11 protein-coding genes are annotated in these 13,020 nt (G+C 65.8%); 7 read left to right on the forward strand and 4 right to left on the reverse strand.

What is annotated here, in order from left to right:
- Positions 1-231: 231 nt before the first annotated feature.
- From Q0602_RS07835 to Q0602_RS07850, 4 genes are all read left to right on the forward strand, one after another.
- Positions 232-1,941, forward strand: coding sequence for a thiamine pyrophosphate-dependent enzyme (locus Q0602_RS07835; RefSeq protein WP_298841241.1), 1,710 nt, complete (start codon positions 232-234; stop codon positions 1,939-1,941).
- Positions 1,942-2,019: 78 nt separating this feature from the next.
- A complete protein-coding gene (locus Q0602_RS07840; protein ID WP_298841244.1) occupies positions 2,020-2,949 on the forward strand; it encodes a DNA/RNA non-specific endonuclease in 930 nt (309 codons plus the stop codon).
- 100 nt (positions 2,950-3,049) lie between these two features.
- Positions 3,050-4,255, forward strand: coding sequence for a glycosyltransferase family 4 protein (locus Q0602_RS07845; RefSeq protein WP_298841247.1), 1,206 nt, complete (start codon positions 3,050-3,052; stop codon positions 4,253-4,255).
- Complete coding sequence (locus tag Q0602_RS07850) at positions 4,252-5,505, forward strand: PIG-L deacetylase family protein (protein WP_295039139.1); 1,254 nt, start codon at positions 4,252-4,254, stop codon at positions 5,503-5,505. The genes Q0602_RS07845 and Q0602_RS07850 overlap by 4 nt, the downstream gene beginning before the upstream one ends.
- Positions 5,506-5,583: 78 nt before the next feature.
- On the opposite strand, the gene Q0602_RS07855 is transcribed toward Q0602_RS07850, so the two are convergent.
- Positions 5,584-6,498, reverse strand: a complete 915-nt coding sequence (locus tag Q0602_RS07855; RefSeq protein WP_298841251.1) for a LysR substrate-binding domain-containing protein — start codon at positions 6,496-6,498, stop codon at positions 5,584-5,586.
- A gap of 93 nt (positions 6,499-6,591) precedes the next feature.
- Between Q0602_RS07855 and Q0602_RS07860 the strand changes: the two genes are divergently transcribed.
- The 3 genes from Q0602_RS07860 (at position 6,592) to Q0602_RS07870 (ending at position 9,521) form a co-directional block, all read left to right on the forward strand.
- Positions 6,592-7,527 carry a DMT family transporter gene (locus Q0602_RS07860; protein WP_295039143.1) on the forward strand — a complete coding sequence of 312 codons (936 nt, stop codon included), beginning with the start codon at positions 6,592-6,594 and terminating at the stop codon, positions 7,525-7,527.
- 57 nt (positions 7,528-7,584) lie between these two features.
- Positions 7,585-8,418 (forward strand): MBL fold metallo-hydrolase, encoded by an 834-nt coding sequence (locus Q0602_RS07865; RefSeq protein ID WP_295039145.1) that lies wholly within the window; start codon positions 7,585-7,587, stop codon positions 8,416-8,418.
- Positions 8,419-8,654: 236 nt separating this feature from the next.
- Positions 8,655-9,521 carry an AraC family transcriptional regulator gene (locus tag Q0602_RS07870; protein WP_295039147.1) on the forward strand — a complete coding sequence of 289 codons (867 nt, stop codon included), beginning with the start codon at positions 8,655-8,657 and terminating at the stop codon, positions 9,519-9,521.
- Here the strand turns inward: Q0602_RS07870 and Q0602_RS07875 are convergent.
- The 3 genes from Q0602_RS07875 to Q0602_RS07885 all read right to left on the reverse strand — a co-directional run bounded on the left by Q0602_RS07875 (position 9,460) and on the right by Q0602_RS07885 (position 12,919).
- On the reverse strand, positions 9,460-10,080 hold the full coding sequence (locus Q0602_RS07875; RefSeq protein WP_295039149.1) for a LysE family translocator: 621 nt from the start codon (positions 10,078-10,080) through the stop codon (positions 9,460-9,462). The two genes, Q0602_RS07870 and Q0602_RS07875, sit on opposite strands and share 62 nt — an antisense overlap.
- 72 nt (positions 10,081-10,152) lie before the next feature.
- On the reverse strand, positions 10,153-11,328 hold the full coding sequence (locus tag Q0602_RS07880; protein ID WP_298841257.1) for an HlyD family secretion protein: 1,176 nt from the start codon (positions 11,326-11,328) through the stop codon (positions 10,153-10,155).
- Between the two features lie 37 nt (positions 11,329-11,365).
- On the reverse strand, positions 11,366-12,919 hold the full coding sequence (locus Q0602_RS07885; RefSeq protein WP_295039153.1) for a DHA2 family efflux MFS transporter permease subunit: 1,554 nt from the start codon (positions 12,917-12,919) through the stop codon (positions 11,366-11,368).
- Positions 12,920-13,020 lie beyond the last annotated feature (101 nt).

A 13,020-nucleotide genomic window follows, 5' to 3' on the forward strand; every position in this document is an offset into this window, starting at 1 on the left:
GTCATGTTCCAAAAGAAGACTGCTACGACTTTGGTCATCCGAACGATGCCTGTTCTATGCGTCGGACGAATCGGCGATGGCGGACTACGCTTGAACAGGGGGCGCAAGATGCGCCACTACTAATCCGTTTGTCTTTTCACCGCCCAGTCCATCGGGCCTTGTCCCGGCGGCGTCGCCGAGGCCCTCTATCGGGCCTCGAGGCGATCCCCCGCCCGCGAAAGGAGTCGCTCCATGAGCCAGAACGTCGCCGAAATCATCGTCGAAACCCTCTCCAGTGCCGGCGCGAAACGTTGCTACGGCGTGGTGGGGGACACCATCAACCACTTCACCGACGCCATCCGCCGCAGCGATCTCGAATGGGTTCATGTCCGCCACGAGGAAGTCGGCGGTTTCGCCGCGGGCGGCGAGGCCTACATGACTAGGGAGCTGGCGCTGTGCGCCGGTACCTGCGGGCCGGGCACGCTGCACTTCGTCAACGGTCTGTTCGAGGCGCATCGCAGCGGTTCCCCGGTGGTGCTGATCGCTTCCCAGGTCGGCACCGCCGATACCGGCATCGGCTTCCCCCAGGATGTCGACCCCAAGCCGATCTACGCACAGTACAGCGTCTTCTGCGAGACGATCATCAACCCCGATCAGGCGCGCAGGATGACGGCGCTGGCGGCCCAGGCGGCGTTGGCCGAAAACGGCGTCGCGGTGCTGATCGTGCACGGCGATCTGTTCACCCAGGAGCCGAGCCAGGACCTGCCCTACCGGGCGCACCGTTTCGACCCGATCACCCGGCCCAACGCCGAGGAACTGGTGCCGGCGATCAAGGCGCTCAACGCCGGCGGCAAGATATCCATCTTCGCGGGGGCCGGCTGCGAGCACGCCCGCAACGAGGTGATGGTGCTGGCGGCCAAGCTCAATGCGCCGGTGGCGTGGACCTCGCGGGCCAAGGACTTCATCGAACCCGACAATCCCTTCGAAGTCGGCATGACCGGGGTGTTCGGCCTGGCCGGCGGCTACCATGCCGTCGCCGACTGCGACACCTTGCTGCTGCTCGGCTGCAACTTCGCCTGGACGCAGTTCTATCCCGACAAGGCGACGATCATCCAGGTGGATATCGACCCGCAGCAGATCGGCAAGCGTCATCCGGTCGATATCGGGCTGCTCGGTAGCGTGCGCGACACCTGTGCCGCACTGGCCCAGATCGTCGACGAGCAGCACGACACGGCGTGGCTGGACCGGTGCCGCAAGAGCTATCTCAAGGCGCTGGAGCACGACGCCCACGAGTCCGGGGACGACGCGCTGATTCACCCGCAGGAGCTGACGCTGGCGCTGAACGAAGCCGCCCGAGACGATGCGTTCTTCACCGCCGATGGCGGCAGCCCGATGGTGTGGATGCTGCGTCATATCCGTACCAACGGAAAACGGCGCACGCTGTCGAGTCTCGTCCACGGCACCATGGCCAATGCCTATCCCCAGGCGATCGGCATACAGAAGGCGTTCCCCGGACGTCAGGTCATCGCCATGTGCGGTGACGGCGGCATGACCATGCTGATGGGCGATCTGCTGACGCTGAAACAGGAGCAGATCCCGCTCAAGATCGTCGTCTTCAACAACAGTTCACTGGGCTTCGTCGAACTGGAGCAGAAGGTCGACGGCCTGCTGGACAGCTACACCGATCTCGACAATCCGGATTTCGGACTGCTGGCGCAGTCGATCGGCCTGTGGGGACGACGTGTCGAGCGCGAGCACGAACTCAAGCACGCCATTGCCGAGTGGCTGTCCCACCCGGGGCCGGCGATTCTCGACGTCAAGGTCAATCGCATGGAGCTGGTGATGCCGCCCAAGGTCGAGCCGGGGCAGGTCACCTCCACCGCACTCTACTCGGGCAAGGCCGTGCTCGATGGCCGCATGAGCGATGTCGTCGATCTGGTGAAGAGCAACTTCTGGAAGTGAGTCGTCGGCCTGTCAGGCGCTCGTGACGTTTGGCAGGCTGACGGTCGCCCACCATAGAACCCTGGAGATCGAAGTCCCATGCCTCACAAGGAATTTCGCCGTCCCGGCCTGCGCGACCTGCGTCGCCTCGCTGCCCCTGGCACCGACAGATCGACGCTGGCGGCGCCGTCGGTGAGCGCCGTCGCTACCGAGTCGCTGAGCGACCGACAAGGATACGACACGGCGTTTCTGGGCGACCTCTCGGTGTTACTGCCGGAGCCCGTCGGGGCGCGTGCGGAGGACGTGACGCCGGTGCCCGGACGTGACGACGGCCGGCTCGACTACACGCACTTCTCGGTGGTGATGTCGCGCTCCCGCAGGTTGGCGATCTTCACCGCCCTCAATCTCGATGGCAGCCGGCTCGAAAGTGTACCCAGACACAACGACAACTGGCGTTTCGATCCCCGAATCGACGAATCGCTTCAGGTCGGCGAATCGCTCTACGCGCGCAACCCGCTGGACCGGGGGCATCTGGTTCGCCGCACTTCGGCCAATTGGGGGCCGGAGGCCGAGCAGGCCAACGCCGACACCTTCCACTTCACCAACTGCACGCCGCAGATGGCGGGTTTCAACCAGCAGACCTGGCTGGGGCTGGAAGATTATCTGCTGGAGAACGCCCGCGCCGACGAGCAGCGAATCACGGTCTTCACCGGCCCCGTGTTTCGGGACGACGACCGCCGCTACCGGGGCGTGAGAATCCCCGAGGCGTACTGGAAGGTGGTGGCCTTCATGGCGGATGGTCAACCCTCTGCCACGGCTTACATGATCGAGCAGGCCGAGGAGCTCGAAGGGCTCGGCTTCATGTTCGGGCAGTACAGGACCTACCAGCGCAGCGTGGCCCGGATCGGGGAGCTGGCCGGGCTCGACTTCGGCAACCTGGTCGAATTCGACGGGTTCTCCAACGAGGAGCGCGAGACAGGCACACGGATCGAGACGGAGATTCGCGGGCCCTCGGACATTCTCGTCTAGGGGGCTGCGGCAAACCGCCGCTTGCGCTTGCCGACGTACCCCTTACCATGCTCATTATATCGGCGCTGGACGCCACTGGCTCGATGGGTATGGCGTTCTCATGAATGTATCGCACTTCGCAAGTTTCAACGTGGCGGGGGGCATCGGCATGCTCTGCGCCACGCTGATTCAGGAGCTGTCTCGACGCCACCACGCCAACGTGGTGATCAACAAGGGCGATCGGGTCGCCGCGGCGATGAGTTCCCGGATGCCGACGGGCACACCGGTGATTCGCTACAAGTCGCCACAGGGTGTCAAGCTACCGGCCTGGGTGCCGGGTTTGCGGCAGTGGGGCGTATCCCGAGCGCTGTCTGGTCTGCCGCGTCCCGACGTGCTGCTGAGCTGGTCCCAACTCAACGCCGGTCCGCTGATCGCGGCCCATCGCAAGTTCGGCGCGCGAGCGATCCACTACGATCACGGCTCCGCCTGGCGCGCCACGCCGAGCCGTTCGAGACTGGCTCACATCGCTGCCTGCGATGGCGTGATCTGTGTCTCCCACGCGGCTCGCCGCATGTTGCAACTGCGCTGGGGGGGTACCGATCGCCCGATGGTGGTGCAGCACAACCCCCTGATTCATCCCGTGCGGGACAGCGTTGTCATCGAAGCGCCTGGACCGGCCGTGAATCGGCGTTGGCGGCTGGGTGTCGCCGGACGGCTGGTGCCGGTCAAGGGGTTCCCCATCGCCATTCGTGCGCTACGACGGTTAGTGGATGGTGGCCTGGACGCCGAATTGCACGTTCTCGGCAGCGGTATGATGCAGCAGGATCTGGAGAAGCTGGTCGAGGATATGCGACTGAAGGATCGGGTCGTCTTTCACGGTTTCGTCGACGACATGCCCACCGCGCTGGCGCAACTCGACCTGCTGCTCTGCCCTTCGTTTCGCGAGACCTTCGGGATGGTCAGTATCGAGGCCGCCGCCGTTGGCTGCCCGGTCATCGGCAGTCGGGTCGACGGTCTGCCGGAGACCCTGGAAGAGGGTGTCACGGGGCTCACCCTGCCCTGTACGGAAGCGGTCGGATCGCTCACGCCGCATGCCGGTCACAGCAGCATCTCGGCCCAGGTCTACGATCCCGATACCGACCAACTGCGTGTGCCGCTCGGTGTTTCGCCAGCGCTGCTGGCCGAGAGCGTTGCCGCAGTACTGGGCGACCCGGAGCGCCATCACCGCATGCGCGTGGCGGGTCGCCAATTCGTCAGCGAGCGTTTTACGCTGGCGCGATACGTCGACAGCATGACCCGACATCTGCAATCGATGGGAGCGGCATGAACGGACGGCACGAAGCAGAGCCCGTGGCCGGCGGTGGCTACCGCTTTGGCCTGCCGGACGACATGGCCGGAGTGGCCGGCATGGTGGAGATCGAACTGACGCTGGAGACCGGCGGCTGGCGCTTGTGGCGTCGCGGCCTGCCCACCGTCACGGTCGGTCATGGTGGTGGCGAGGTGGCGTCCTTTACCCTGGAGCCGATGCGCGGCAGCCAGAGGATCGCCTATCCGTTGACCTCCGACCTCCCCGCGCAGAGCGAGCTGCGTCTCGCCATCGACGGTGCCCGGCTTGCCGGGGCGCCGCGTCTTCACTGGCATCCGCGTCCCCGATTGAACGGCCCGTTTCTGATCCTGGCGCCGCATCCGGACGATGCCGAATTGGCCGCCGGCGGCTTCTACAGCGACCAGGCCGAGACCATGCACATCGTTACCCTCTCCTGTGGCGAGAAGCTCAAGGGGGTGGATCGCCAGTATCTCGATGGACTGGATCGAACGCTGGCGGACGCCACCCGGCGCAAGGCCGAATGGCGGCGCTGGAACGTCTACGCCACGCCGTTGTTGGCCGGTCTGCCGCCGGAGCGATCGACGCTGATCGGGGTGCCGGATGGGCAGGGGTGGCCGTTGATTCACGACGGCGTTCCCCAGACGCCCATCTGGCCTCTCCGCGAGGCTCGTGCTTTCAACCGTGTCGAGTTGCCGTTTTCGGATACCGATCTACTCGAACGCGAGCATGTACTGGCGGCTCTGCGCCAGATGATCGACAGCATACGCCCGAGGACGATACTGGTGACCGACCCGGAGTTCGATCCGCATGCCGACCACCGCGCGACCTCGCTGGCGCTGGCCATGGCACTGTCGAAAAGCGAGCATCGGCCGACCAGCGTCATGCTCTACGCCAACCACTATCGCCGCGCCTATCCGCCCGGCCCGGCCTTCCAGCCCGCCTGGATGCCACCGCGTTCCATCGCCATCGACTCCTTGTTCGACGACACACCGGTGCCGATGCTGTGGTCGCTCGACGCGGAAGGCCAGAAACACAAGGCGCTGCTGCTGGACAGCATGAGCGACCTCTCGCCGCGCGCCAATCGTCGCCAGCGGCGTCGTCGGGCGAGGCGGGCCGGGTTCGTCCCGACGTTCGCCGCGGACAGGGATCCCTATTTTCAAGCGGCCGTGCGTTCGACGGAATTCTTCCGAGTGCTGCCGGGCGAGGCGTTCGTGGACGGCTGGCTTCGACGACTCGAACCTTCGGACTGAAGGCCGCGATCGCTCTCGGACTGGCGGAGGACTAGCAGGTCCATACGGAAGTCGGGAATCGCGGCGCGGGATGCCCTGCTATGGCGGCGTGCCCTCCAGCGCTTCCTGCAACCAGTCGAGCAGTGCCCGGGTGGCGTGGCGTTCCGGTGAGCCCCGTCTGGTGTGGATGGCGATCGCTTGCGGTTGATGCAGGCTCTCGCGCACGGGACGAACCAGTTCGCCCGAGGCGATCAGCCGCTCGGTCGTGCGACGCCAGCCCAGCGCCACGCCGTGGCCCTCCAATGTCGCCTGAAGCATCAGCGGATAGCTGTCGAAGGTCTTTCCGGGGTTAGGGAGATCCGGCGAATGTCCCATCGCCCGGAGCCAGTCGGGCCACTCCATCCAGTCCGGCGGCGTTGCGTGGTGATGGAGCAGATCGAACGCCGTCAGCGACGCCAGCGAACGCGGATGACCGCGAGCGGCGGGATGATCCGGGCTGCAGATGGGGTAGATCTCGTCGCTGGCCGTAAAGGCCAGGGGGTGATTGCCGCTGGGCCTGCCGCCCGTCTGCAGGGCGATATCGAACGGGTCGTGATGTTCCTCGATGGGGCGCGTGGAGGTGGCCAGTTTCAGATCGATATCGGGATGTCGACGATTGAAGGCGGCCAGGCGTGGCATCAACCAGTAGAACGCCTCGCAGAGTTGGCAGAACAGGATGACCTGGGCGCCGCGACCTGGGCCGCGCATGTCGTTGGCTTGGTCCGCCATGGTGCGCAGGGAACGGGAGACAGTGGCAGCCAGTTCGCGACCGGCCGGGGTGAGGAAGACCCCGCGATTGCGACGCTCGAACAGCGCCACGCCGAGATCCTCCTCCAGCGCGCGAACCTGGCGGCTGACGGCGGCCTGGGTGAGATGCAGCTCCTCGGCCGCGCGCGAGATGCTCTCGAGGCGTGCCGCCGCCTCGAAGGGCAGCAGCGTCGACAGGGGCGGCAGCGATTTACCTAGCCAATTCATAACCTGAGCTCATGGATAGCGACGCAGAAGTCGTTGGTCGGATGACGGTCTCCGCGGGCATGGTGATACCCGTCGTGAACCACGGAGATCATCATGCAGCATGAGCGCCATGACAATCATTCCCAGGGCGTGGCGCTGATCGTCGGGTCGGTCTGCCTGCTGGCGTTGTCCGACGCGCTGGTCAAGTATATCGGCGCCGGGCCGTCGCTCTGGCAGTTGCTGGTGTCGGCATCGTCGATATCGATTCCCCTCCTCGCGGGATGCCTGCTCCTGCGCGGCGGCTGGATGGCGCTGGTACCCGATCGGCCGGGGTGGGTGATCCTGCGCAGTCTGCTGTTGCTGGCGATGTGGCTGCTGTTCTATGCCTCGCTACCCTTGATCCCGCTCGCCACCGCGGCCGTGGGCATCTACACCACGCCGTTGTTCATCGCGGTTCTCGCTTCCGCCATCGGCGACGAGCGGCTCACGCGCCAGAGCTGGGCGGCGGTCGCACTCGGCTTCGGCGGCGTGCTGCTGGTGCTGCGCCCGGGCCTGGGCGTGTTCTCCCTCGCCATGACCTTGCCGGTGGCAGCGGCGTGCTGCTACGCCGGCGCCATGGTGCTGACGCGTCGCCACTGCGCGAGCGAGCGCCCTCTGGTGCTGGCGCTGGGGCTGAATCTCTGCTTCGCGCTGGCCGGTATCGTGGGGAGCGGTCTGGTGGCGATGCTGTCCGATGACTCGGCACTGCCCCGGGGTTTCCTGACTCGCCCGTGGCAGCCGCTCGACCTCGCCGAGGCCGCCCTGATCCTGCTCCATGCGCTACTGATGGTGAGCGTCAACACGGGCGTGGCGCGAGCCTATCAGGTCGCTCCCGCTTCGCTGGTGGGAACGTTCGATTACGCCTATCTCCCCTTTGCCGCCGTCTGGGGCGTCCTGTGGTTCGACGAGGTTCCCGACCCGGCGGCCTGGTTCGGCATGGCGGTGATCCTGATCTCGGGGTGGCTGGTCCTGCGGCGTCCGGGACGTCGATCACGCCTGGCAAAGCCTTGACCTCAAGCTAACTTGAGGAGAGAGGATGAGATCTCGTTCCTGATCGGGGAGGTAGACATGCGTAACACCGGTTTCATCTGCGCCACGTGTGGCTTGCAGTATCCGGAGAGCGATACGCCACCGGAACATTGCGATATCTGTGAAGACGAGCGGCAGTTCGTGCCGGTGGAGGGGCAGCGCTGGACGACACCGAGCGAATTGGCGGCCAATCACACCAACACCTTCCGCCATATGGCGCCGGGGCTGATGGCGATAGGCACCACGCCCAGCTTCGCCATTGGCCAGCGCGCCTTCCTGCTGCGGACCCCGGCCGGCAATGTGCTGTGGGACTGCCTGACGCTGCTCGACGAGGCGACCATCGAGATCATCGAAGGGCTTGGCGGGCTGGATGCCATCGTGCTGTCGCATCCGCACTATTTCAGCACCATGGCGGAGTGGGCACAGGCGTTTAACTGTCCGGTCTACGTTCACGCCGAGGACCGTGACTGGGTCAGCGTGCCGGATGCGCGAATCCGGTCCTGGGAAGGCGCCTCGCGGGAGATACTGTCCGGCGTCACCGCGCATTGCCTGGGCGGTCATTTCCCAGGCGCCAGCGTGCTGCACTGGACCGAACACGGGATACTGCTGACCGGGGACACGCTGCTGGTCACGCCGGACCGCATGGCATCGTTCATGTGGTCCTATCCCAACAACATTCCGCTGGACGCGGGGACGGTCGCGGGCATCGCCCGACGCCTGGAACCGCTTGCGTTCGATAGCGCCTACTCCGCCTTCTGGGGTCGCGAGATACTGGTCGACGCCAAACGCGTCATCGAGGAGTCGGCACAGCGTCACTGCCGGGCGCTGGGAGGGCGAATAGCGAGCCGGGAGACAGCCGGGTTCGGGCGTTAGGGAACCACGGCATGAATGCCTGCACGAGCGAATGGCTGCGTTGCGCGGTACTGGTGCGCCAGCCCGGTCGAAGGCTCGCCTGACGCCACGTTATGTCTCGCTTCTGCATTCCGTGCGCCTTGCCCTTCACCTCGTTCGGCGATCTATTCAGCGCTTCTCGAGCGCTGGCATACTGGGAAGACCGGGCCGCATCGCGGCCCGAAACCTGTCCACATCGAGGCACCGGCGATCAGCTCATGAAGGGATACTCACGCCAACGTGGCGAGATGCGCTTCTGGCGCAGCGGCGAATTGCCGTTCGTGGAAGCGAGGCTGACCCGGGATGGTCGGGGCGTGGGTTATGCGCGGCACAGTCACGAGGCGTTCTCGATCGGCGCGGTGCTGGCCGGACGCAGTCTCTACGAGTATCAGATGCCCGGCGAGCCGTGGCGGGCCGTACCGGTATCCGAGGGTGCGGTAGTGGTCATGAATCCGTTCGAGATACACGCCTGCAACCCGATCGACGACACGCCCTGGTCCTACGTCATGCTCTATGTCGATGCCCGCTGGCTTTCGGACCTGCAGCGAGAGGCCGGCATCGGCGACGGTGGCTTTCGGCCGTTGGCGATGCACATGACGCGCACGCCGGCGCTGTACCGCGATCTGCTGGGACTGTGCGGCACGCTGTTCGAAGACGACTGCCCGCCGGTCGTCAAGGCTGCGGCAAGCGAGGCATTCTTCCGGCGGTTGTCGACGCATCCAGGAGCCTATCGAGCCGAGCCGTGGCGCGACGACTCGGCGCTGCAGCCGGTGGTCGACTTCATTCGCGGCCACTGCACCGAGTGCTTGCCACTCGAGCGCATTGCCGCCGAGGCAGGATTGTCGCCAGCCCATCTGGTGCGAAGTTTCAAGCGCCAGTACGGCATCACGCCCCATGCCTTTGTGACCGACTGTCGCGTTCGCCATGGCCAGGCCGCCCTGAAAGCGGGTGGTGCCATCGCCGATGTGGCGCTCGAGTGCCGGTTCGCCGACCAGTCGCATTTTCAGCGGACCTTCAAACGCTTCACCGCAGCGACGCCTGACCAGTATCGCCGAGTGGGACGACCGCAAGACTCGAGGCGCTGAGCAACAGCATCAGTGCCAATCCGCGATTGATCCAGCGCACCTGGCGTGGCGTCGGCAGGCGGCTTCCCAGCCAGGCGCCCAACGCGGCCCAGCTCGCCAGGCTCAGATAACAGATGACGAAGAAGATCAGCGCGAACAGCGCGACGGAACCGGCGCTGCCGGCAGCCGTGTAGGCGCCGGTGCCCGCCGCGGAGGCCATCCAGGCCTTGGGATTCAGCCACTGCATGAGTGCCCCACGGCGAAACGAAGCGCGGTGAGTGTCGCGGGCGCGGAGATGGCCGTCGTCGAGTGCCAGTCCGACGCTCATGTAGAGCAGAAAAAGCACGCCGGCCCAGCGAATCGCGATCATGGCGGGCGGCCAATTCAGGATCGGCTGCAGTGCCCAGCCGATCGACAGCAACAGCAAGGTAAAACCGCAGGTGGCACCGCTCACGTGGCGAAGGCTATGCCGAAAGCCGTAGCTCAGCCCGGTACTCAACGCGACCAGGTTGACCGGGCCGGGAGATAGCGAGGCGGCCAGGGCGAAAGCGGCCATGGAGACGACGATAGCGGATGACATGGATGGCTCCTCTTGTCCGGGGGAAGAGGAGCGTAGATGGCGGGGAGCGGGGAATCTTGAAGAATATTGCGCTCAGCCGTCGACGGTCGTCACGGGTCGTCGTTCCTCGGCGCCGCTCACATCGATATCCACCTCGACCATCATGCCGGGGCCGATCAGTTCGGTGGGACCGTTGTCGAAGCGGATGCGCACCGGGATTCGCTGGGTGATCTTGGTGAAGTTGCCGGAGGGGTTGGGATCCGGCAGCAGCGCGAACTGGCTGGTCGCGGCGCGGCCGATGACGGCGACATGGCCGCTGAAGGTCTGGTCGGGAAAGGCGTCGACGGTAATGGCGACGGACTGGCCGGTGCGCAGTGCACCCACATCGGTCTCCTTGATGTTGGCCTCCACCCACAGCTTCGAGGGATCGTGCATCATCACGATGGGCTGGCCGGCGCTGACGTATTCGCCCTGGTCGATGAGCGTCTTGTCGATCACGCCGTCGACGGGGCTGTCGATCTCGAGGTCGGCGATGCGCAACTGCTCCTCCTCCAGCGTTGCCTGGGTTTCGGCCAGTTGCTGGCGGGCGATCCGCACCTGCTGTCTCAGCACCTCGGGATTGGGGAGCGGCATCTGCGAACCGTTGATGAAGCCGACCTCGGCGTTGTCGGCCAGCGCCTGGCTGACCCGAACCTCCTGCTGCGCCTGGGCGTGTTCCGCGAGTGCGGCCTGATAGGCGTAGTAGTCCTGATCGCGGCGCTGTTCCGAGACCGAGCGCTTCTGGTAGAGCGTGTCGGAGCGCTGGAAATCGCGCTCGGCTTCGGTCAGCCGGGCCTGGGAGGCCTTCTCGGCTGCCTTGCTCGCCTCCAGCTGACGCTGCATCAGGCTGATGCCGCCTTTCAACTGCTTCTCGGCCGTCGCCAGTCGCGCCTGCTCGTACTCCAGGCGCGCCTGCTGGGTCGCGACCTTGGCCGTCAGCGCTTCGCGCTTGCGCTGGTCCGGCTTGCTGTAGAGCGCGGCGACCGCATCGCCGCGTTGCAGGGTGTCGCCCTCGATCAGGTCGAACGTCGCCACCCAACCCTCGAGACGACTGCTGACGGTCACCTCGTCGGTCATGACGCGAGCGTCCTGGGCGCTGACATGGGTCAGGCGATGGGCGACGGCCAGGCCGATCCAGATCAGACACAGCACCACGACGATGGCGAGTATCAGTAGCTTGGCGCTGCGCGGCAGGCGGCGTTTGCGGGGCTGGGAAGCGTCGGCGGTCATGGTGCGAGTGCATCCTTCGTCGATCGGGTGAGCGGAGTCAGACATGGGGCGAACGGCGCCAGCGACTGAGTAGCAGCGAGGGGATCACCACCAGCAGCAGGCTGCCGATCAGAATCCAGAAGCCGTCCTGATAGGCGAGAATCGACGCCCAGATCGCCTCGATGCGGCCCAGCAGATAGCCGGCCATGGCCGGCTGGTGAATTTCCGGCACGCCGAGGCGGCCCACCAGGTCGGTCAGTTGTCCCAGGGCCTGGCGGGCGGTGGTGTTGCCGGCGTTGACGCCGGCATTCAGGATCTGGCCGTGATAGGCGGTCTGGCGGTCCAGCAGGATGACCAGTCCCGCCGTGCCCAGCGCGCCACCCAGTTGCAGGGCGAAGTTGATCGCGCCGGAGCCGTGGCCGGTGAGATGGCTGGGCAGGCCGGCAATGGCGTTGGAGAGCGTCGGTGGCGGGAACGAGGCCATGCCGATGGAGAGAATGCCCATCGCCATGGCGAGGTAGAAAAACGAGGTGTCCCAGTCCATCTGCGCCATCAGCCATACCGAGAACAGGGTGCAGGCCAGCCCCGGCAGGGTGATCCAGTGGGGTGGATAACGATCGCTGAGCCAGCCCACCAGCGGCACCAGGATGCCGAGTACGGCAGTGGAGGGCAGGAATATCTGGCCGGCGGTGATCGGACTGTAGTGCAGCACCGCCTGCACGAATTGCGGCAGCAGGTACATGATGCCGTAGAAGGTGCCGCCGAACAGGCACATCGCCAGCGTACCGGCGACGAACAGCCGGTTGCGGAAGATCGCCAGATCGAGCAGCGGGTGGGCGATACGTCTCTGCCAGGCGATGAAGGCGGTACCGCAGAGCACCGAGGTCAGGATCAGCTCGGGCACTCGCGGGTCGTACCAGCCCCAGCGCTGGCCGTTGGAGAGCGCCGCCAGCAGCGAGAAGACGCCGACGAACAGCAGCACGACACCGGCCCAGTCGAACGGTGGACGAGGCCCCTTCTGTTCCCGGGTCGGCAGGAAGAATAGCCCCATGACGATGGCCGCGAAGCAGATCGGCAGGGTCACGAAGAAGACGTAGCGCCAGGTGAAGTGCTCCACCAGCCAGCCGCCGACCACAGTCGCCAGGGTCAACGGCAGCCCCAGGCACATGCCGTACATGGCGGTCGCCATGCCGCGTCCTTCCGGTGGATAGGCGGCAAACAGCGCCTGCATGGCGACCGGGCGGATCAACCCGGTCATGCCGCCCTGGACGATCCTGGCGGCAACCAGCGCCGCCATGCCCTGGCCCAGGCCACCGAGGATCGAAGCCGCGATGAATGCCAGCAGCAGCCCCACGAAGGTGGCACGCTGGCCGACCGCCGCCACCAGCCAGGGAGCGATCAGCAGCGATACCGTGGTCGAGGCCAGGAATCCGGTGGAGAGCCACTGGACCTGGGAGTCGCTCATGCCGAAGGCACCCTTGATGTAGGGGATGGCCACGTTGACGATGGTGATCGACATGCCCAGCGCCACCAGCCCCAGCATCACCGTCAGCGTGACCCAGAGCTTATAGCGGGGGCCGTAGCGCTCGAACAGCTGCTCGACCTGGGTCATGCGTCGTTGCCCTGGCTGGCGATCGTCCGGGTCATGAGAGGCAATGGAAGTCCTTGTCGGTTCATGGGCACGCTATCGAGCCGACTTCGCCTGCCGCGACG

This window comes from uncultured Salinicola sp., assembly GCF_937921195.1.
In the GTDB taxonomy this organism is placed as follows: domain Bacteria; phylum Pseudomonadota; class Gammaproteobacteria; order Pseudomonadales; family Halomonadaceae; genus Salinicola.